The organism is Rhizobium sp. WW22 (assembly GCF_047041135.1).
GTDB lineage: Bacteria > Pseudomonadota > Alphaproteobacteria > Rhizobiales > Rhizobiaceae > Rhizobium.
On sequence record NZ_CP178199.1, the window covers coordinates 634,128 to 656,349 of the forward strand.

The 22,222-nt window shown below is 59.5% G+C and carries 14 protein-coding genes and 1 pseudogene; 7 read left to right on the forward strand and 8 right to left on the reverse strand.

Annotation, left to right across the window (positions count from 1 at the left end):
• Positions 1-63: 63 nt before the first annotated feature.
• From ACK83U_RS21910 to ACK83U_RS21930, 5 genes are all read left to right on the forward strand, one after another.
• Positions 64-1,278, forward strand: coding sequence for a glycosyltransferase family protein (locus ACK83U_RS21910; protein ID WP_112335846.1), 1,215 nt, complete (start codon positions 64-66; stop codon positions 1,276-1,278).
• An 11-nt stretch (positions 1,279-1,289) separates the two neighbouring features.
• Positions 1,290-2,555, forward strand: coding sequence for a glycosyltransferase family 4 protein (locus tag ACK83U_RS21915; RefSeq protein ID WP_412475026.1), 1,266 nt, complete (start codon positions 1,290-1,292; stop codon positions 2,553-2,555).
• Entirely contained in the window at positions 2,537-3,697 is a 1,161-nt protein-coding gene (locus tag ACK83U_RS21920; RefSeq protein ID WP_112608717.1) for a glycosyltransferase, read from the forward strand. The genes ACK83U_RS21915 and ACK83U_RS21920 overlap by 19 nt, the downstream gene beginning before the upstream one ends.
• Positions 3,698-3,934: 237 nt before the next feature.
• Entirely contained in the window at positions 3,935-6,649 is a 2,715-nt protein-coding gene (locus ACK83U_RS21925; protein WP_112608719.1) for an ABC transporter ATP-binding protein, read from the forward strand.
• 53 nt (positions 6,650-6,702) lie between these two features.
• Positions 6,703-7,179 carry a cyclic nucleotide-binding domain-containing protein gene (locus ACK83U_RS21930; RefSeq protein WP_112609139.1) on the forward strand — a complete coding sequence of 159 codons (477 nt, stop codon included), beginning with the start codon at positions 6,703-6,705 and terminating at the stop codon, positions 7,177-7,179.
• Positions 7,180-7,306: 127 nt separating this feature from the next.
• On the opposite strand, the gene ACK83U_RS21935 is transcribed toward ACK83U_RS21930, so the two are convergent.
• The 7 genes from ACK83U_RS21935 to ACK83U_RS21965 form a co-directional block, all read right to left on the reverse strand.
• Positions 7,307-8,449, reverse strand: coding sequence for a fumarylacetoacetate hydrolase family protein (locus tag ACK83U_RS21935; RefSeq protein WP_112608721.1), 1,143 nt, complete (start codon positions 8,447-8,449; stop codon positions 7,307-7,309).
• 178 nt (positions 8,450-8,627) lie between these two features.
• Complete coding sequence (locus ACK83U_RS21940) at positions 8,628-9,998, reverse strand: alpha-glucosidase/alpha-galactosidase (protein ID WP_112608723.1); 1,371 nt, start codon at positions 9,996-9,998, stop codon at positions 8,628-8,630.
• 18 nt (positions 9,999-10,016) lie between these two features.
• Positions 10,017-11,687: an ABC transporter ATP-binding protein gene (locus tag ACK83U_RS21945; RefSeq protein ID WP_112608725.1), complete on the reverse strand. Its 1,671-nt coding sequence runs from the start codon at positions 11,685-11,687 to the stop codon at positions 10,017-10,019.
• A gap of 11 nt (positions 11,688-11,698) precedes the next feature.
• A complete protein-coding gene (locus ACK83U_RS21950) occupies positions 11,699-12,826 on the reverse strand; it encodes an ABC transporter permease (protein ID WP_112608727.1) in 1,128 nt (375 codons plus the stop codon).
• Complete coding sequence (locus tag ACK83U_RS21955) at positions 12,826-13,836, reverse strand: ABC transporter permease (protein ID WP_112399601.1); 1,011 nt, start codon at positions 13,834-13,836, stop codon at positions 12,826-12,828. The genes ACK83U_RS21950 and ACK83U_RS21955 overlap by 1 nt, the downstream gene beginning before the upstream one ends.
• A 158-nt stretch (positions 13,837-13,994) precedes the next feature.
• Positions 13,995-16,082: an ABC transporter substrate-binding protein gene (locus tag ACK83U_RS21960; RefSeq protein WP_112608728.1), complete on the reverse strand. Its 2,088-nt coding sequence runs from the start codon at positions 16,080-16,082 to the stop codon at positions 13,995-13,997.
• Positions 16,083-16,215: 133 nt separating this feature from the next.
• Positions 16,216-17,682, reverse strand: coding sequence for an alpha-glucosidase/alpha-galactosidase (locus ACK83U_RS21965; RefSeq protein ID WP_112609141.1), 1,467 nt, complete (start codon positions 17,680-17,682; stop codon positions 16,216-16,218).
• Positions 17,683-17,892: 210 nt separating this feature from the next.
• Between ACK83U_RS21965 and ACK83U_RS21970 the strand changes: the two genes are divergently transcribed.
• Positions 17,893-18,795 carry an AraC family transcriptional regulator gene (locus tag ACK83U_RS21970; RefSeq protein WP_112414136.1) on the forward strand — a complete coding sequence of 301 codons (903 nt, stop codon included), beginning with the start codon at positions 17,893-17,895 and terminating at the stop codon, positions 18,793-18,795.
• A gap of 197 nt (positions 18,796-18,992) precedes the next feature.
• Positions 18,993-21,235, forward strand: a pseudogene (locus ACK83U_RS21975) (glycoside hydrolase family 2 protein).
• Between the two features lie 18 nt (positions 21,236-21,253).
• Here ACK83U_RS21975 and ACK83U_RS21980 read toward each other — a convergent pair.
• Positions 21,254-22,165, reverse strand: a complete 912-nt coding sequence (locus tag ACK83U_RS21980) for a GntR family transcriptional regulator (RefSeq protein WP_112399597.1) — start codon at positions 22,163-22,165, stop codon at positions 21,254-21,256.
• Positions 22,166-22,222 lie beyond the last annotated feature (57 nt).

The window sequence follows — 22,222 nt, forward strand, 5'->3', positions numbered from 1 at the left end:
GCGGCCCGCGGATGTCCTTTGTCGACATACCGCGTATAACTTTCACCCCCAGAGGTTTTGCCTATGAAGCGGCGCTTAGAAGATGCTCGAATCCTCATGTATAGCCATGACACGTTCGGTCTCGGCCATCTGAGGCGGTGCAGAACGATTGCCCATGCGCTTGTTGAGGACTATCGCGGCCTGAACGTGCTGATCATATCCGGCGCAACGATCGCCGGGGCATTCGATTATCGCGCCCGTGTCGATTTCGTCAAAGTGCCGAGCGTCATCAAGCTGCGCGACGGTGAATACACGTCTATGGCGAGCCATGTCGCGCTGCAGGAAACGCTGAAGATGCGGCAATCGATCATTCGCCATACGGCCGAAACCTTCCAGCCCGACGTTTTCATTGTCGACAAGGAGCCGTTGGGGCTGAAAGGCGAGGTCGAGGAGACGCTGACCTATCTGAAGGCGCGGGGCACCACGCTTGTTCTCGGCATGCGCGATGTGATGGATGCGCCACACCTGCTGGAAGCCGAATGGAAGAAGAACAACGTCCTGCAGAAGATCGATCAATTCTACGATCGCGTCTGGGTCTATGGTCCGCCGGATTTTCACGATCCGCTCGTCGGCCTCGATGTTCCCTCCGGCGTGCGCCGGAAGATGGAATTCGTCGGCTTCCTGCAGCGCAGCGTTTCCACGCTGGGCACGAAGTCGGAACATGTGCCTGACGAGGATTATATCCTGGTGACAACAGGCGGCGGCGGCGACGGCGCCGATCTCGTGAGCGACGTCATCGCCGCTTTCGAGGAGGACAGCTCTCTCACGCAGAAGACGTTGATCGTGCTTGGCCCCTATATGCCGGCCAAGGAGCGCAGCCAGCTTTTGGAGCGCGCCAGCAAGATCAACTGTCTGCAGGTCATCGAGTTCGACAACAAGATGGAAGAGCTGATTGCCGGTGCCAAGGCGGTCGTGGCTATGGGTGGTTACAACACCTACTGCGAAATTCTATCCTTCGACAAGCCGGCGCTGATCATTCCGCGCACGCGGCCACGCGAGGAGCAGCTCATCCGCGCGCAGCGGGCAAGCGAGCTCGGCCTCGTCGACATGCTGCTGCCGGAAGAATCGGCCGACCCGAAGCAGCTTGCAGCTGCTTTGAAGCGCCTGCCGAACCGGGCGCCGCCCTCGGCGAGCAACAGCAATATGCGCCTCGAGGGGCTCGTGCACATCTCGCACACCATCGGCGAATGGTTCGATGACCGCGAGCGCTACACGCCGCTATCGATCGTTGCCGAGTAGATCACCGGAACCTGTCGATGCGGAAGAAAATACTGGTGGTCCTGAAAGGCTATCCCCGCCTGTCGGAAACCTTCATCGCGCAGGAGTTGCTCGGCCTGGAGAAGGCTGGCTTCGACCTGACGCTGATCTCGATGCGCAAACCCACTGATAAGAAGCGCCATCCTGTTCATGACGAGATCAAGGCGCGCGTCGTCTATCTGCCGGAATATCTGCACGACGAACCGCTGAGAGTGCTTCGCGCCTTCTTTGCCGGCATCGGCAAGCCTGGGTTCAAGCCGCTCCTGAAGCAGTTCTGGGCCGATCTCAAACGGGATATCACACCGAACCGAGTGCGGCGTTTCGGTCAGGCCTTGGTGCTGGCACATGAATGGCCTGACGGCGGTGAATGGCTGCATGCGCACTTTATCCACACGCCGGCCTCGGTAACATCCTATGCCAGCATCATGACCGGTATCCCCTGGACGTGTTCGGCGCATGCCAAGGACATCTGGACGTCGCCCGACTGGGAGCTTTCGGAAAAACTCGGCCGCGCCCGCTGGACTGTGACCTGCACACGGACCGGTTTCGAGCATATGCGCGATCTGATCGGGGCGGGCGACAAGGTTTATCTGAGCTATCACGGTCTAGATCTCGATCGCTTTGATCCTTTCGCCGGCGAACATTCTGGCCGCGATGGCAGCGACGCTTCCGATCCCGCTTTCCTTCTCAGTGTCGGTCGGGCGGTCGAGAAGAAGGGATACGACGTGCTGTTGAAGGCGCTGGCGCTGCTTCCCGGCGACCTCAACTGGCGTTTCTCTCATATTGGCGGCGGTGACGGTCTGACGAAATTGAAAGCCTTGGCCGATACGCTCGGGATTGCCGATCGCATCACCTGGAAGGGCGCGCTGGCACAGGAAGAGGTGCTCGCCCATTATCGTCAGGCCGATATCTTCGCGCTCGCCTGTCGAGTGGCCGCCGACGGCGATCGCGACGGGCTGCCGAACGTGCTCGTCGAGGCCTCGAGCCAGCGTCTTGTCTGCGTCTCCACTAATATTTCCGGCGTCCCCGAACTACTCGAAGATGGCACGAACGGTCTCGTTGTTCCCCCGGAGGACCCGCAGGCACTTGCCGTGGCGCTGGAATCCGCCATTCGCAACCCGGCGCAGCGCCACAGGCTGGGTGAGGCGGCCGAAAGGCGGGTGCGCGAGCATTTCGACTATCACGCCAGCATCCGGCAGCTGACCGGGCTGTTCGAGGCGCAATGGCAGAAAGAAGATCAATGGCGGAAATCCGCGTGACGGCCTCGCATAGCCAACCCTTGCGGGTCTTTTTCTACGTTCAGCATCTGCTCGGTATTGGCCATCTGGCGCGGGCCAGCCGCATTGCCAGCGCGCTGGCGAAAGACGGCTGCCAGGTGACGGTGGTCACTGGTGGCGTGCCGGTCAACGGATTTCCCGGCGCGGATGTCACCTCGGTGACATTGCCGGCGGTGGTTGCCAGCAGTGCCGGTTTTTCCGGCCTCGCCGATCAGTCAGGCAACCCGGTCGGCGAAGAGTTTCTGTCCCGCCGGCGGGATCTTCTTCTCGAGGCCTTCCGGAAGGCTGCGCCAGATGTCGTTGTTATCGAGGCCTTTCCCTTCGGCCGCAGGCAGATGCGTTTCGAGCTCCTGCCGCTGCTCGATGCCATTTCTGAAGCCGATCCGAAGCCGAGGCTCTACACCTCGGTGCGCGATATTCTGCAGCAGCAGAAGAAACCGGGGCGCGACGAAGAGACGGTCGGCCTCCTGCGGGATCACTTCGATGGCGTGCTCGTTCACGGCGATCCGCATTTTGTCCGGCTGGAGGAGACCTTTCCCCTGACCGAGGCAATCGCCGACAAGATCATCTATACAGGTCTTGTCGCACCCGCTTTGCCGCCGGAACCGGTCGAAACCTTCGACATCGTCGTTTCGGCCGGCGGCGGTGCTGTCGGGCGTGATCTCATCCGCGCCTCGTTGGAAGCGGCAAGCCGCGTGGCGCGAGATCGCCGCTGGCTCTTGATCGCCGGGCCGAACCTGCCGGAGCAGGATTACGCCGATCTCGCCATGGATGCGCCGGGCAATGTCGAGCTCGTTCGCTTCCGCAAGGATTTTCCCTCCCTTTTGCGTGGCGCCGAGCTTTCGATTTCGCAGGCCGGCTATAATACGGTCGGTGATCTTCTGGTGGCCGGCTGCCGCGCCATTCTGGTTCCTTTCACCGCCGGCGGCGAGACGGAGCAGTCCGTCAGGGCCGAACGGCTGGAGAGATTGGGGCTGGCCTTGGCTCTGCCGGAGGCAGGATTGACGACGGATATGCTGGTCGACGCCGTGAAGACGGCGCTATCGTGCCCCAAGCCAGGCAACCCGGATATAGATCTCGGCGGTGCCGCCAGAATATCTGCTATTCTGCGTGAGGGCAGGTAGACACCTGTGCGGCTGATATTGGAGACATCCCGTCGTTTTATCTTCCTGGATTCCCGCAATCTTGTGATATAAATCGAAAAATCGATGAATCGGGAGGAGCGTGGACGAAGGACCGGGCGGCGTCCCTTTTCACATATGGGGCCACGTATCCGTAACGAAACCTTCCCGCATCTCTGCAACATTGGTGCCGGCATCACGCCGGTGCTGGGCGTTGAATTTGAAAGCCTGCAGTAAGCAATGGAAAAAAGCCTAGCACGCTACATTTGGTCGAATACCCGGCTGGAGCAGATCTGGATACTGCTCGTCGTCGCGGCCTCGATGATCCCGTACTTCCTGTCCTTCGACTTGCCGAAGCAGATCGTCAACGGGCCTATCCAGGGCAAGGGTTTCGAACATCCCGGCGACACGCAGACCTTCATGCACATCGCCTTCAATGTGCCGCTCGTCGGCCATGTCGAAATTTTTCAGGGCGTACAGCTGACGCGCATGTCGATGCTCGTCGCACTGAGCATGGTATTTCTGGCACTCGTCGTGCTCAACGGCCTCTTCAAGCTCTATATCAATACCTACAAGGGGCGGCTCGGCGAGCGCATGCTCCGCCGTATCCGATTCGAGCTGATCGACCGGGTGTTGCGGTTTCCGCCGTCCCATTTCAAGCGGGTCAAGCCCGCCGAAATCGCCACCATGATCAAGGATGAGGTGGAGCCGATGGGCGGCTTCACCGGCGATGCCTTCGTGCAGCCGGCGCTTCTCGGCGGCCAGGCGGTGACGGCGCTCGTCTTCATCATCATGCAGAATTTCTGGCTCGGCATGATCGCCGCGGCAATTGTCGCCGTACAGGCGATCGTCATTCCGCGCATGCGCAAGCGGCTTCTGGAACTCGGGCGCCAGCGGCAGCTGACGGCACGCGAGCTTTCCGGCCGTGTCGGCGAAATCGTCGATGGCATCGGCACCATCCATGCCAACGATACGACAAACCTGGAGCGCGCCGATATTGCGCACCGGCTCGGATTGATCTTCTCGATCCGCTACGATCTCTACCAGTGGAAGTTCCTGGTCAAATTCATCAATAACTTCCTCGCTCAGGTGACGCCGTTTTTGTTCTATCTGATCGGCGGTTTCCTGGCACTGCAGGGTCGCCTGGACATCGGTCAGCTCGTCGCCGTCATCAATGCCTATAAGGATCTGCCAGGGCCGCTGAAGGAGCTGATCGACTGGGATCAGTCGCGTCAGGACGTTCAGGTAAAATACAATCAGGTGGTCGAACAGTTCAGCGTCGACCATCTGATCGATCCGAAAATCCAGGCGGTTTCGCCCGCACCCGCGGCCCGCATAACCCATTCTCTCGTCGCAACCAACGTCACCATCGTCGATGACAGCGGTGCGCGCGTGCTGGATCACGTTTCGGTTGAAATTCATCCCGGCGAAAGGGTGGCGATCGTTGGCGACAGCGGTGCGGGCGGCGAATATCTTGCAGAGGCATTCGGTCGCCTGACCTGGCCGGATAGCGGCCGCATCTCGATCGACGGCCACGATATTCTGGAACTGCCGGAATCCCTCATCGGGCGACGCATCGCCTACGCTTCCTCCGAAACGTTCTTCTTTCACGGTACCTTGCGCAGCAATCTGCTCTATGGTCTCAAGCATGCGCCGCTCGCTGCCCCCGTCTACAGCGAGGATGAGGCGGCAAAGGTCAAATGGAGCATGGCCGAGGCGCGTCGTGCGGCCAATCCGGAATTCGATCTCAATAGCGACTGGGTGGATTATGCCGCTGCCGGTGCAACGGGGCCGGATGATATCTATTCCGCAATCCGTCCGGTTCTCGATGCCGTCGCCATGTCGCAGGATATTTTCGACATGGCCTTGCGCTCGAATGTCGATGCGGCCACACACCAGGATCTGACGTCGCGCATCGTCGAACTGCGGCAGGCATTGCGGTCCCGGCTTGAGGAGGAAAAGCTCGAGGATCTCGTGGTTCCCTTCGAGTTCGATGCTTACAATCCGCAGGCGACGGTCGGTGAAAATCTGCTTTTCGGTACGTTGAAACGGCCGCAGATGACCAATCGCAAGCTGGCGGCTCATCCCTATTTCCGGCAGATATTCGCCGAAACCGGTCTGGTATCCGATTTGTACGATATGGGCCTGGAGATTGCCGAAAACGCAGTCGAACTCTTCACGGACCTGCCGCCGGACCATCCGTTCTTCCAGCAGCTGACCTTCATGACGGCGGAGGACATCCCGACCTATGAGGCGCTGCTGCAGAAGCTGAACGGCAAGGGCTATGAGGCGGCTACCGACGACGAGCGTGCGGCCATCATCCGCCTGAGCTTCTCCTATATCGAACCGCGTCACCGCTTCGGTCTTCTGACGCAGGTGCTCATGGAAAAGATCGTGCAGGCGCGCGCGAAGTTCTACGAGAATATTCCAGCCGATCTTGCCAAGGTCATCGAGCGCTACGATCCGGATCGCTTCACTGCGTCGGCGACCCTCATGGACAACGTGCTGTTCGGTCGCATCGCGCATCAGCAGGCGAATGCGCCGGAGCGGATCCACCAGATCATGTATGATGTGTTCGGGCGTCTCGGCATGCATGACGGCGTTCTGTCGATCGGGCTGGATTTCGACGTCGGCTCGGGCGGCAAGCGCCTGACAAACGTGCAGCGCCAGAAACTCAATCTGGGTCGCGCCCTTTTGAAACGTGCCGATTACATCATCTGCAATCGCCCGCTGCCGGCGCTCGACCATCGTGTTCAGGATCAGATCGCGAGGGCCATTCTGGGCGAACTCCATAGCGGCGACTATGCGCCGGCGATCATCTGGGTTCTCTCCAACCCTAGTTTTGCCGAATTGTTCGACCGTGTGCTGGTTTTCGATCACGGCAGTCTCGTTGAAAACGGCTCTACCACTGATCTTTTAGAGAAAAACGGTATGTTCAAAGAACTGTTATCGTAATATCCTATCTCGACAGTGGCGTCTGGGGCCGAACACTGGGGGTATTGAAGCTCATGCTTCTGAAGGATGAAGTTGAAATGCTGAAGCGGGTGCCGATTTTTTCGCGCATCGCGCCCGCGAAATTGAAACTTTTGGCGTTCACGTCCGATCGCGTCAGCTACAATGCTGGCCAAACTCTGTTTCATCAGGGAGATCAAGGTGACGCGGCCTATGTTGTTCTTTCAGGGACTGCTGATATTCTCGTCGATAGCCCAGCCGGCGAGATCAAGGTTGCCGAAGTCGACATCAACTCCATCGTCGGGGAAATCGCAATCCTTTGCGATGTCTCCCGTACTGCTACTGTGAAGGCGACCTCAAGGCTTGAAGCGCTGAAAATCAGCAAGGAACATTTCCTGAAGCTGCTCAGCGATTTCCCGGAAATGGCCGTCGAGATCATGCGCGTGCTCGCAGACCGCCTCAACCACACGACCTCCGAACTGACCGCCGTGCGCAGCCGCCTCGACCAGCCGCAGTCGATGTCCACCCATTGAGATTGAGGGGCCAGGTGCTCTTGCTTTCGAACAGTGGGCGCCTCATTTTAATATCGCGAACCCATCGGTGCCGCAGAGTTGAACGCGAAACTGCATATTTCCAGTCTCGCGTTCGGTGGCTGGCGTTTCAAATCAATGCGCGCCGCGCGAGATTGCGCATCAGATGCGAGGCGCCGAACGTCCATGGCGCGCATTCAGTCGACAGCAGCACGCGGTTGCGCAGCGCTCCGAGCTTGTCGTTGGAGATAGTAACGATGTCTCCGACCTTGTGGGTAAAGCCCTGACCGGGCGTGTCGCGATCCTCGACAGGGGCGAAAAGCGTTCCCATGAACAGCACGAAGCCATCGGGATACTGATGATGACGGCCGATGGTCTGGGAGACGAGATCTAGCGGATCACGGCTGATCTCCTTCATCGACGATCGGCCATGCAGCACATAGCCGTCCTCACCTTCGACCTTGAGGTCGAGATCGGCGTTGCGAACGTCATCGAGAGAGTAAGTCTCGTCGAACAGACGGATGAAAGGGCCGATCGAGCAGGAGGCATTGTTGTCCTTGGCCTTGCCGAGCAGCAAAGCAGACCGGCCTTCGACATCGCGCAGGTTGACGTCGTTGCCGAGGGTGGCGCCCTTGACCTGGCCCTGGCTATCGACGGCAAGCACGATTTCCGGCTCGGGATTGTTCCATTTGGAGATCGGATGCAGGCCGACATCCGCACCTTGCCCGACGGAGGACATGACCTGCGATTTGGAAAAGACTTCCGCATCTGGTCCAATGCCGACTTCGAGATATTGCGACCAGACACCTTCCTCGATCAGCGCCGCCTTGACCTTGGCGGCTTCCGGCGAACCCGCCTTCAAGTTGCGCAGGCTGTCGCCGATCAGCGCCGTCACCTTGCCGCGGATCGCTTCGGCAAGGTCCGGATTGCCGGCTGCGCGCTCTTCGATGACGCGCTCCAGCATCGAGCGGGCAAAGGTCACGCCGCAGGCCTTGATCGCCTGCAGATCGATAGGGGCGAGAAGATGGACGGATGCGGCATCAGCCCTGGCAGTCAGCAAATCATCAAGCTTTGCGACGGCCTCGCCTTTTTGCGCGCGCACGAAAGCGACCGGATCATCCTTCTCCAGCAGGTCGCGCATGGTCGGCGCGTCCTTCGAGGTGATGTCATAGAGCGTGCCATCGCGAAGGGTGACGAGGGCAGGACCTTCCACATCCGGGCGCCAGATGCGGCCGACAAAGGTTCCGGTGGTGAATGTATCTGAGCTCGCCATGTCGTTCGTCTCCTCCAAACTGCGTGTGTTTTCTAACCCAGGCGAATGTGCTTTGCCATCCGTTATCGGGGGCAATATTCGCCTGCGTTTTGGATTTTCATTTTCTCCGGTGCGGTAAAAATGGAAGGCCCCGCGGCAGCACCGCGAGGCCTTTGCGCCGCAAGCCGGGAGAGTGGCTTCAGGCGGCCTGAACCTTGCGATTGCCGCGTGCCCATTCCGGCAGCCAGTCGCCATGGGCTGACAGCAATTCGTCGACGAGGGACCAGATCTGATCGAGATCGAGTTCCGCTGCAGTATGCGGGTCCATCATAGCGGCGTGATAGATGTGCTCGCGGTTCTCGGTCATCAGAGCCTTTACCGTCAGTTCCTGCACGTTGATGTTGGTGCGGATCAAGGCCGTCAGCTGCGGTGGCAGGTCGCCGACATAGGTCGGCTGGATGCCGGAGGCGTCGACGAGGCAGGCGACTTCGGCTGCGCAATTGAACGGCAGTGAGGTGATGCAGCCGTTATTGCGGACGTTGCCGTAGATGACAGAGGGTTCGCCGGTCCAGACCGAATTGATGATCGAAGAGGCATATTCCTTCGACTGCTTGACCTCGATCTTTTCCGCCGTGCGATATTCCTCCGCCTGGCTTTTCCAGCGCGCTACCTGCTCGATGCAGCGCTTCGGATATTCGTCGAGCGGAATACCGAATTTCTCGATCAGGTCTTCGCGGCCCTCCTTAATGAAGTAGGGCGTATACTCGGCGAAATGCTCGGAACTTTCGGTGACGAAGTAGCCGAGCCGGGTCAACATCTCGTAGCGCACCTTGTTCGGGCAGCGCGGGTTCCAGCCGGGCTTCGGTGCGCGTCCTTCGCGATAGGCACGCACGAGATCCGGATAGAGATTGCGGTAGGAACCATCCGCCTGGCGGTGCTCGAATTCGAGATAGAAGGCCATGTGGTTGATGCCGGCGGAACGATAGCGGATCTCGTCATAGGGAATGTCGAGATCGTGAGCCAGCTCCATCGCCGTGCCCTGCACGGAGTGGCAAAGGCCGACCTGCTTGATCGTTGGGTACTTCTCGCCGATCGCCCAGGTGTTGATCGCCATCGGGTTCACATATTGCAGCATGATGGCATTCGGGCAGACCGCAAGCATATCCTCGCAGATCTTCCACAGATGCGGAACCGTGCGCAGGCCGCGCATGATGCCGCCGACGCCGAGCGTGTCGGCGATCGTCTGGCGCAGGCCATATTTCTTCGGAACCTCGAAATCGGTGACCGTGCAGGGCTCGTAGCCGCCAATCTGGAAGGCGACGACGACGAAATGTGCGCCGTCAAGCGCCTTGCGCTGATCGGTAAAGGTCTCGACCGTGGCCGGAGCGCCAAGCGTCGAGGCGAGCTTGCGGGCAACGATGGCGCTTTCATCCAGCCGCTGCGGATTGATGTCCATCAGCGCGATCCTGGCTCCTGCCAGGGCCGGGCGCTGCAAGACGTCGCCGATGATATTCTTCATGAAGACGGTCGAACCGGCTCCGATAAATGTGATCTTGGGAGTGCCTGTCATGTCAAATTCTCCTGAATGCTATGAAGCCACCTCGAACGCCGCTCTGACAAGGCGTTCGGTGTAAGCCGTCTTGGGATGCGATAGGACTTCTTCGACCGGCCCTTCCTCCATGATCTTGCCGTGCTGCATGACGATCACACGATGGCAAAGGGCGCGGACGACCTTGAGGTCGTGGGAAATGAAGAGATAGCTCAGACCCCGCTCGTCCTGTAGCTTGCGCAGGAGGTCGATGATCTGGGCTTGGACGGAAAGGTCGAGGGCCGAAGTCGGCTCGTCGAGCAGAATGAATTCCGGCTCGAGCGCGATGGCGCGGGCAATCGCGATGCGCTGGCGCTGGCCGCCGGAAAACTCGTGCGGGAAGCGCGAGAGAATATTGGCCGGCATGCCGGCGCTGACAAGTGCGTCCTTCACCCGCTCCAGCCGTTCGCCCTTGTTCGCGCCGATATTGTTGACCACCAGCCCTTCGCCGATGATCTGTCCGATGGTCATGCGCGGATTGAGCGACGAGAAAGGATCCTGAAAGACGATCTGCATGCGCGAGCGCAAGGGGCGCATTTGGGCGCGCGACCGGCCGTGGATCGGCTGCCCATCGAAGAAAATCTCGCCGCCATCGGTATCGATCAAGCGCAGCAGCGCCTGGCCGAAGGTGGTCTTGCCCGAGCCGGATTCACCGACAAGGCCGAGCGTCTCGTGGCGGCGTAGCTCAAGATTCAGTCCGCCGACGGCGACGAGCTCGCGCATGTCGGGTTTGAAGAAGCTGCCGTGACGCAGCATGAAGGCTACCTTGACGGACTTGCCTTCGAGCACCGTGTCGCAATTCGGCGGCAGCGGCTTTGCATGCCCGCGCGGCTCCGACGTCAGGAGATGCCGCGTGTAGGGATGCTGCGGATTGGCAAAGAGTGCTTCGGTCGTATTGTGCTCGCGCATCTCGCCATGCTGCATCACATAGACGTAATCGGAGAACTGGCGCACGACCGTCAGGTCGTGGGTGATCAGGATGACCGCCATGCCGAGCTGCTTTTGCAGGTCGCGTATCAGGTTCAGGATCTGCGCCTGCACGGTTACATCGAGCGCCGTCGTCGGCTCGTCGGCAATCAGCACGTCCGGATCGTTCGCGAGCGCCATGGCGATCATCACGCGTTGCCGCTGTCCACCCGAGAGCTGGTGTGGATATTGTTTCAGCCGCGCTTCCGGCTCGGGGATCTGCACCTGCTTCAGAAGGTCGAGCGCGCGCTTTTCGGCATCGCGGCGGCTGACCTTGCGGTGCACCCGTATCGCTTCGACGATCTGGCTGCCGATCGTGTAGATCGGGTTGAGCGAGCTCATCGGCTCCTGGAAAATCATCGAGATGCGGTCGCCGCGCAGCTGCCTCCGTGCTTTCTCCGAAAATTTCAGCACGTTCTTGCCGTCGTAATGAACGGCGGCTTTGTCTGAAACCACGGCACGCTTGGTCAGGAGGCCCATGACAGTGCGGGCCGTTACCGATTTTCCGGAGCCGGATTCGCCGACGATCGCGATGGTTTCTCCGCGATAAAGCTGGAAGGTGATGTCCTTGACGGCATCGACCATGCCGTCCTCGACCTTGAACTTGACGGCAATATTGCGGGCGTCGATGACGGGCGAGGTGGTCTTTTCGCCGGCATCGTGCCTAGTGTCGGGAGCATAGGGATTGACGAGTGCGAGAGCCATATCCGTTCTCCTCAATAGGGGTCGATTGCGTCGCGCAGGCCGTCGCCGAGCGCATTGAAGGCGAAGACGGTAACGAGAACGAAGGCGACGGGCGAGAGGATCCAGGGATAGGAGCCGATGACCGAATAGGTCGACGTATCCTGCAGCATTAGGCCCCATGAGATCAGTGGCGGCTTGACGGCAAAACCCAGGAAGCCGAGGAAGGATTCCAGGAGTACGACGCTTGGAATTGCAAGCGTCACCGCGACGATGACGTGGCTCATGACGTTCGGCAGGATGTGCTGCAGGATAATGCGCCAGTCGGTTGCTCCGACCGCCATCGCGGCGCGGACATACTCGATCCGCGCCAGCGCTAGCGTCTTGCCGCGAACCTCGCGGGACATCTGCGCCCAGCCGAGCGCCGACATCACGATAATGACAAAGGCGAGGAAGACGTTCGTAGGCGCAGTCACCGGGATCAGGGAGGTCAGCGCCAGATAGAGCGGCACTTGCGGGAAAGCCAGTACAACTTCGACGAAGCGCTGGATCCAGGCGTCCACCGCACCACCGAAATAACCGGAGATCATGCCGATCGTCGTGCCGACGATGGTGACGATGGAAACCACGGTCAAGGCGATCATCAGCGAGATGCGCGAGCCATAGATGGCGCGCGACAACACATCGCGTCCGAACTTGTCTGTGCCGAGGAAATGCACCGGACCGCCGTCGATCGCGCCGAAGAGATGGCGGTTGCCGGGGATCAGACCAAACAGATAGTAGGGATCACCCTTGACGAAGAAGCCAAGTAGGCGCGGGTGGTCATAGTCCGGCCCGACGATCGGCTGGAAGGTGACCGGGTCGAGATCCGTCGTCTCGGCAAGCGCATAGACGCGGGGCAGAAAGACGAAGTTGCCGTCCTTGTCATGGAAACTGATGACCTGCGGCGGCGCGAATCCGGTATCGGTCGCCTTCGGATCGAGAGGCGCGACGAATTCGGCAAAGATCGCCATCATCAGCAGCAGGATGACGAGAACGAGACCGCTCATGCCCGTCCAGGAGCGCTTCAGGCGCCGCCAGACCAGTGCGATATAGCTTTCATTGCCGCTTTTGTGCTGGATCTTTTCTTCCGGCGATGGCGGGGAGTTGCTGAAGGCGAGCATCAGTGTATTCCTCCCTGTTGACGGACACGCGGATCGAGCAGCGCAAGCAGCATATCGGCGATGATATTGCCGATGATGAGGGTGGCCGAAAGCACCATCATGAAGGTTGCCGTCACATAGACGTCGCCGATCGCCATCGAGCCGACGATGGCCGGGCCGACGGTCGGCAGCGTGAAGATGATGGCAGTCTCGATCTCGCCGGTCAGCATGTAAGGCAGGACGACGCCCTGATACATGACGAGCGGATGCAGCGCGTTCGGCACCGCATGGCGCATGACGACGGCGCCGCCCGAAAGGCCTTTCGCCCGCGCGGTCTCCACATATTGAGCATTCAGCGTGTCGAGAAGATTGCCGCGCATGACGCGCATATTGTAGGCGAGGCCGCCGAAGGTCGCGATCGCAACGACAGGCCAGACATGCCTGACCAAGTCGACGAACTTGGCCCAGGACCAGGGCGCGCCGCCATATTGCGGCGAGAAGAAGCTACCGATCTCCGAGACGTTGAGCTGGAAGACGAGAAGATAGACGATGATCAGCGCCATCAGGAAGCGCGGTACTGTCATGCCCAAAAAGGAAATGCCCGACAGGAGGCTGTCGATCCAGCTATATTGCCGTGTCGCTGCCCATATGCCGAAACCGATGCCGAGAACGGATGCGAAGATGTGGCAGACCAGCGCGAGAGCCAAGGTTCGCGGCAGGCGCTCTCCAACGACATCGGCGACGGGCTTGTTGTAGAACATGCTGTAGCCGAAATCGCCCCTGGTGACGATACCGCCGATCCAGTTGACGTATTGAACGGCCAGCGGCTTGTCGAGCCCATGTTCGCGGCGGTAAATTTGTGCTTGCTCATCGGCTTGCGCGAAGGATGCACCGCCCTGGTTCATCAATTGCGAGCGTATGTAATCAGCGTAGTCGCCGGGTGGTGCCTGAATGATCGCAAAGGTCACCACGCTCAGGATGAAGAGCACGGGAATGGCGGAGGCTATTCGCACGAGCAGGAATCGTAACATAGAACGGTTCGCTTCTCTTGATGCTGTCGGCGGTCTCGTCCCATCGGGATGATATACGCCAGCGGTTCAATTCTATCCCGGCGACAGCTGATCGCTGGATGTTTCAAGCCCCATGGCAACCGGCATCATACGGGCTGCCATGGGTATTTCATGCGACCTTACTTGATCGGACCGGGGCTGCCAGGAGCGCCCGGAAGCTCTTCTGGGAAGAGTTCGTACTTGCCCTGCTTGTCGGCCGCGACCCAAAGGCGTTCGCGGATGATCGAGTCCTCTGCCCAGTTGAACAGGAAGATCGGCGTGCCCGGAGGAACGTTGGAGAAGCGCTTGTTGATGATCAGTGCACCTGGATATTCGGTCAGACCGATATTGTAGAGGTGTCCCGTCGAGATCTTCTGGAACTGCTTCATCAAAGCCACGCGTTCGTCGTTGTCCTTCGATGTCGTGAATTTGCTGACGACATCCACCATGTCCTTTTCGAAGGGCATGAGATCAACCGTACCATCCGCACCCGCGCGATGGTTCCAGCTCGTGCGGGGACCGACAGGTGCGAGCTGCTCCGTATTCTGGACGACCGAGGCGAGCTCCGTAGTATTACGCCGAACCATCCAATCGAAACGGCCGCCGTAATTGGCATCGTCACGCTTGGGTCCGTCGAGCGCATTGATGATGACGCGCAGCCCGAGCTTCTCCATCTGGCCAACGACGCCTTCGGCCAGGCTCTTGTCGGTGGTGTAGTCGTTGCTGACCAGCAGGGTGATCTCGACATCTTTGCCGCCGTTGACGCCCGCCGGGAAGTTTACGATGCCGTCGCCGTCGGTATCCTTCAGACCAGCCTTTGCAAGCTCGGCCTTAGCCGCAGTAAGATCGAACGGATAATAGACGGTGGAATTACGATCGTAGAAGCTGCTGCCGGAGGAAAGACCGCCCGGATAGATCGCCGTGAACGGGCCCTTGACCAGTGACTCGCCGAGGGCCTTGCGGTCCAGTGCCATCGTAACGGCCTTGCGGAAATCCTCATTGCGGTTCAGGTCGCGAACGGCCTGAGCGCGGGGATCGGGGCTGCCCCAGCCATTGGCGGAGAAATTCATCTGCAGGTTATAGCCGATGAGGCGAGGGCCGAAGGCAAGACGAGCCGGTGCATCGGGCTGTGCGGCGCGCTTTAGCGAAGCGACGAAATTTTCCGGTTGCTCCAGGTTTGAAATGTCACCAGAACCGGCAACAGCCTGCACGTCACGGTCCGCCCAGGTCGAGAGCTTGTAGTGCAGCTCATTGAGGTAGGGCAACTGATTACCCTTCTCGTCGACCTTCCAGTAGTAGGGATTGCGACGCAGAACGATGATATCATCCGGCCGGTATTCGACTGGAACCCAGGCACCCATGACCGGAATGTTCATATATTCCGGCGGGAAAGCATTCTTGAACTGATCGTAGGTGTTCTTGGAATATTTCGGGTGCTGCGGCTTCAGGATATGCGACGGGCCTGGGCAGAAATTCGGATAGGCCATCGTATAGAGATATTGCTTCGGGAAGGCATCCTTGAACGTCCATTCGACGGTGTAATCGTCGATCTTCTTCAGCGTCGTTCCTTCGCCGAAAGCTTCCGGCGATGCGCCGCCGCCAAGCGGCGAGACGTTCGGGTCGATGACCTCGTCTTCCCAGTAGAACATGATGTCATCGGCATTGAAGGGCACGCCGTCGGACCATTTCGCGCCTTCGATCAGATGCATGGTGAGCTTATGGCCGTCGGACGACCATTCCCAGCCCTTGGCAAGGTTCGGTAGCGGTTCGGTATCCTTGGCCTCTACCTGGAACAGGGGAGCCGTGCGCGTCAGGCACTCCGAAAGGGCGATGTCGATGCCGCCCCAGCCTTGGGTTTGCCCGGCGCCGTAGTTCCAGCCTTCCGGCCTGCCGCCGATAACATGGCGCATGGTATCGCCGTAGACGCCGATGCCGTCGGGCATGTTGCCGGTCTTGAAGACGAGCGGCTCTTTCGGCAGGCGATCCTTGACGGGCGGCAGCTTGCCGGTCTTGACGAACTTGTCCGTGACCCAGGCGGGCTCGTGATATTCCGGCAGCGCCTTGAACTCCAGGATGGAGTTGCGCTCGACATATTTGATCTTGCCCTCAGCCGGGAAAACCGGCGGAACGGGCGGCACTGTCGGCTCGGCTGCATAGGCGCTGATAGCGATCGCGGATGTGGCAATCGTCAACGCGGCGAGAAGGCCGATCGGTCGAAAATGTCTCATCTTGTTCTCTCTCCCAATATCGCGAGCTTTCCGTTCGAGGCGTCGCGTTCCTCCCGTAAAACGGAAGACGGCCGGCTGCGGCGGGCTATCACCCCTCTGCCGCCGCAGCCATTGTCTTCCGATCTGCTGTTCGTTAGCCGGCCTGCTTCAACGCGGCCTTTTCTGCCCGCAATTCCTCGATCGAGCGTACGTTGCGGCTTGCCGCACCCTTCCAGTCACGCGTCTTGACCTTGCCCTGCGACAGACGCTCCTTTGCGCCATCGACCGCATGGGCATATTGCGGCAGCCAGCGCGCTTCCGCGACGACCATTTCGTCGACCATCTGCCAAACCTCCTCCGGTGTGGCGACGGCACCGACCAGCGGATCATGCAGGACGGCAAGCTTCAAGAGGTCGATATCGCCGCTGATAGCGGCATGGACCGACATGCGCTGAACGTTGATCGAGGATATGCAGGTCGCTGCACATGCCTCCGGCAGAGTAATTCCCGCCACCATGTTGATGCCGAAGCGATCGACGAAGCCGGGTGACTCGATGATGGCATCGGCGGGCAGATTGGTGATGACGCCATTGTTCTTGACGTTGAAATGGCCACGATAGACGCGATTGGTTTCCAACGCCTCGAGAATATGGCTGGCATGCTCATTGGAGCGGCGTGCCGGGTCGATCGGTTGCGAGGCGCTATCGAGAATCTGCTGGAATTCCGTCTCGAACCAGTTGCGTGTTTCGGTGGAGTGACGCAGATAGCCGCCAGTCTCGCCATGGATCCAGTCCGACATGTCGATCCACTTGTTGATCTCGTCGGGGCGCTTGCGATACCAGGGCAGGTATTCCGATAGGTGTCCGTTACTCTCCGTCGAATAGACGCCGAAACGCTTGAGAACGTCGATACGCAGCTTTTCCTGCTTTGAATAGACCGGATGCGCCTCGAAGGCTGCGATCAGTTCATCCTTGCCGATCTTACGGCCGTTAAGGCGCAGATCGACGAACCAGGTCTGATGGTTGATGCCCGAGCAGATATAATCGAGTTCGTTCTTGTCCTTCGCGCCGAGCACTTCGGCGATCTGTTCGGCTCCATGCTGGACGCCGTGGCAAAGGCCGATCGTGTCGACCTTGCCGTATTCGATCGCCGCCCAGGTGTTCATCGCCATCGGATTGGCATAGTTCAGGAACTTGGCACCCGTCTCTGCGACTTCGCGGATATCCTTGCAGAAATCGAGAATGACCGGAATGTTGCGCTGGCCGTAGAGAATGCCGCCGGCGCAGATCGTATCGCCGACACATTGATCTATGCCGTATTTCAGCGGGATGCGGATATCTTCGGCATAGGCTTCGAGGCCGCCGACGCGCACGCAGCTGATGACATAGCGTGCGCCTGACAGTGCCGCGCGGCGATCCGTCGTGGCCGTGACACGTGTCGGCAGCTTGTTAGCTTCGACGATGCGATCGAGGATCGCCTTGATCATCGTCAGATTGTGCTCACTTACGTCGGTCAGCGCGAATTCGACGTCGCGGAATTCCGGCACGCAGAGAATGTCGGTGAACAGCTTTTTCGTGAAGCCGACGCTGCCGGCGCCGATAATAGCGATTTTGAAACTCATGATCCTCACCTTCAAGTCGATCGAATAAGCAGCGGCAGGGAAATCGACAGCATTTTGGTCCATGATCGCAGCGATTGCGAAACTGGCCGAAATCGTGATTTTTCCTCCGATCGCCGTTCCTCGCCGGCGAGCATGCGCTGTTTTCTGGCGGGATTATGCCTATAATCACGGAGGCGAACAGAGAACTATTATGCTTTTGAGGGTAATTTTGTGCTGCAAGAATTGATCGATAACGGACAGGTCATGCGGACGGTTTCCCTGCCGCGTGGACGCCACCGCTTGCACGCCATGCCGACCAGTGCGGGATATGAAATCCGCGACGACGAACCCTATGATTGGGATGGACGACGGCGCGGCCTCACACCGTTCACCGTCCTACAGCACACGATCAGCGGCACGGGTCGCCTGCGCTATGAAAGCCGTAATTATCGCGTCAATGCCGGTGATACGCTGCTCGTTCTCGTGCCGCATAATCATCGCTATTGGCTGGAGAAGGGGGAGCGCTGGGAATATTTCTGGATTTCCATGAACGGCGAGGAAGCGCTGCGCATCCATCGGCTGATCCTCGCCGCAGCCGGTCCGGTGTTGAAGCTGCAGCAGGCGACCATCGATCATCTTGCCGATTGCAGCCTTCGGCTCGTCAAGGGCGCCACGACGCCGGCTTCGGCTTCGGCGATCGCCTATGAAGCCGCCATGGCGCTCTATGACGACGTCTTCGGCTCGCATGCCTTTGCTGCCGACCGCTCCGTCATGCAGATTGTCATCGACCACATCAATGCCAATCTCGATAAGCCGCTGCCGGTCGAAGAGCTTGCAAAGGTGGGCGGTCTCAGCCGCGCGCATTTTTCGCGCGTCTTCGCCGAGAGCGAAGGCGTGCCGCCGGCGGAATTCGTGCTGCAACAACGGATGCAGCGCGCGGCGAAGCTGCTGACGAAGGCTGCCTTCATTCCCGTCAAGGAAGTCGCGATCATGTCGGGCTTCGACGATGCCAATTATTTCTCCAAGGTATTTCGCCGCATCTACGGCATCAATCCGACGGAGTTCCGCACGACAGGCATGTATGCCGCCGTGCGCAGTCCGGTCGAGGAGACGAAGAACGCGCGGAGCCGATAGATCCATGATAGGTCGGCATCCTTGCTATCGCTTGTATGCCTTGAAAATCGAAATCCGCCAACTGGTCGCATTGCGCAACGGCGGCGGGCCTGTATAGATATCGCCCCGCGGCGTCCCGCCTGCCTCGCCGCATGCCTGACTTCCCAGCAACATCTGTTCGTCATCCGATGCGACGGGCTTAATCGATAGGATTGAATATGCGTTCTGTTGTCGCCTTCAATGAATCCTGGACGTTTCATGAAGGGTTTTCGCCCGAGGATGCCGGTCGCCAGCAGGAAGGACAGAGTGTTACGCTGCCGCATACGGCCGTCGAACTGCCCTTCAATTATTTCGACGAGAAATCCTATCAACGCGCCTTCACCTATCAGAAGATCATCAACTGGGACGAGGCCTTCGCAGGCCGCGAAGTATCGCTGATCTTCGATGCGGCCATGGCCGATGCCGTCGTCTATCTGAACGGTGAGGAAATCGTCGCCCACAAGGATGGCTACACGCCGTTCGAGGCCCGCCTGACCGGCCGCCTGCGCAAGGGTGAGAATTTGATCACGGTCAAGATCGACGGCAGCGAGAACCCGCAGATCCCGCCTTTCGGCGGTCGGATCGATTATCTCACCTATGCAGGCATCTATCGCGATGTCTGGCTGAAGGTTGCCGCGCCCGTCTCCGTCGCCAACATCAAGGTCGAGACGACGGATGTCCTTTCCGACCGCAAATCCGCGACGGTGCGCTGCGACATCTCCAATCCGCAAAATCTTGCTTTTAAAGGTACGGTGACGGTTACTTTGCGATCTGCCGACGGCGTAGCCATCGCTTCCGGCCAGGCTGACACCTCGGGTGAAAGCGTGACGCTCCGCTTCGCCGACCTTTCCGGCCTTTCGCTGTGGGAGCTCGACAATCCCGTCCTCTATTCCGCCGACGTGGAGCTTGCGAGCGAGCACGGGATGGACCGTCTTGCCGCGACTTTCGGCTTCCGCACGGCGAACTTCACCGCGGAAGGTTTCCTGCTGAATGGCAAGAAGCTGAAGCTGCGCGGCCTCAACCGCCATCAGGCCTTCCCCTATGTGGGCTATGCCATGGGCCGTTCCGCCCAGGAGCGCGATGCCGAAATCATGAAGCGCACGCTGAAATGCAATATCGTGCGCACCTCGCATTACCCGCAGTCGAAATGGTTCCTCGATCATTGCGACCGTATCGGCCTGCTGGTTTTCGAGGAAATCCCCGGCTGGCAGCATATCGGCGATAAGGAATGGCAGCAGGAATCGATCCGCAATGTACGCCGGATGATTGAGCGAGACTGGAACCATCCGTCCATCGTCATCTGGGGCGTGCGTATCAACGAATCCCAGGATTCGCATGATTTCTACACAGAGACGAACCGGCTGGCGCGCGAGCTCGATCCGACCCGCCAGACCGGCGGCGTGCGTTACATCACCGAGAGCGAAATGCTCGAGGATGTCTATACGATGAACGATTTCATCCTCGGCAATGAGGAACTGCCCGGCGCCAACCGGCCGCGCACGCCGCTGAGGCCGCAGCAGGAAAATACCGGCCTTTCCAAGGATGTGCCCTATCTGATCACCGAATTCGGCGGCCATATGTATCCGACGAAGATCTACGATCAGGAGCAGCGCCAGGCCGAGCATGTGCGCCGGCATCTGGAAGTTCTGAATGCCGCCTATGGTGATCCATCGATCTCAGGCGCGATCGGCTGGTGCATGTTCGACTACAACACCCACAGCGATTTCGGCTCGGGCGACCGAATCTGCTATCACGGCGTCATGGACATGTTCCGCGAGCCGAAATTCGCCGCCTATGTCTATGCCAGCCAGTGCGAGCCCTCCGAAGAGGTCGTCATGAAGCCGGTCACGATCTGGGCACGCGGCGAGCGCAATATCGGCGGCGCCCTGCCGCTGATCGTGCTCACCAATTGCGACGAGGTCGAGCTGCGCTACGGTTCTCTGACCAAGCGTCTCGGTCCGGACCGGGAAACGTTCCCGCATCTACCGCACCCGCCCGTCGTTTTCGATCACCGCTCCTTCACGCCGGACGAACTCGGCGTATGGGGCATGGAGTGGGAGGACGTGCATTTCACCGGCTATATCGGCGGCAAGCCGGCCGTGGAGCAACACATGGTCGCCAATCCGCTGCCGACCTCGCTGCAGGTAGAAGCCGATTCTGATACCCTGCGTGCAGGCGAGCGCGATACGGTGCGCGTTATCGTTAGCGCGCTCGATCAGGCCGGCTCGCGTCTTCCTTTCTCAATGAAGCCATCACGATCAAGGTTGATGGCCCGGCGAAGGTCATCGGGCCGGAAACGGTGGCATTCCAGAGCGGGACCACGGGTTTCTGGCTGCAGGCAACAGGAGAAGCCGGTGCGATCAAGCTCGAAGTCTCATCTCCGCGCTTTGCCCGTCAAAGCGTGAGCTTTACCGCAAAATAACGCGCTGCCGGCCTGCGGTCAGGCGGCGGAGCCGGCAATTTCGCCTGCGGCTTGCGGGATCGACTGCAACAGCGTCTGTCGCGCCGAGGCAAGGTGCAGGCGGCAGGCGGCATCGATCCTTTGCTGGTCGCGCGATTGCAGCGCTTCGATATAGTCGAGATGCTCCGCCACGGCGCGGGCATTCCGCTCGCGGGCAAACGCCTTGTTCCACTGATAGTGATAGTGAAAAATGATGGCAATGACGTCGTAGAACTCGGTGATGAAGCGGTTCTTCGAGGCGCGATGGATGAGGAGATGGAATTTTTCGTCAAGGCGCGAGAAATCGCGGTAGTGCGCGTCGAAATCTTTAAGCAGTTCATGGTGTTCCTGCTCGATCGCCTTGAGATCCTCCCAGGCGTGATGATTGGCCGGCAGGCGGCCGAACTCGGCCGCCGAGTGCAGCTCGAACATTTCGCGCACGTCGGCAAGCTCGAGTGCGAATTCGCTGGTGAAGCCCTTGAGAATCCAGTGGCTGTTCGGCCGCTTCTCGATCAGGCCGAAGCGGCTGAAACGGATAAGGAATTCACGAACGACGGAGGTGCCCGTGCCGATTTCGCGCGCCAGTTCCAGCTCGTTGATCTGCATGCCCGGCTGGGCTTCGTCGGACATGATGCGCGTCATGAAGCTGCGCTCGATGATATTGTGCAGGGAATCGGTTTCTTCCTTAGGGAAGAAATCGGCCTGGGTCGGCAGGCGAAGCACTGTCTTCTGCCGCTTGTTCCACAGAATGATGCCAGCGTCGCTTAGACGCATGAGGATCGCTCGCGCCGTGCTGCGGCTGACGCCAAGTTCGGCTGCGATTTCAGGCTCGCTCGGCAGCTCGGTATCGAGCTTCAAGCGAGCCGCATAGCGATTATAGGCTTCCTTGAAGAGCGTGTTTTGCCTTGCCATTTCCCCCTCACGTCTCGTCGCCGCTCTTTGCCGGTGGCGCTGTCTGAACCATGTCCC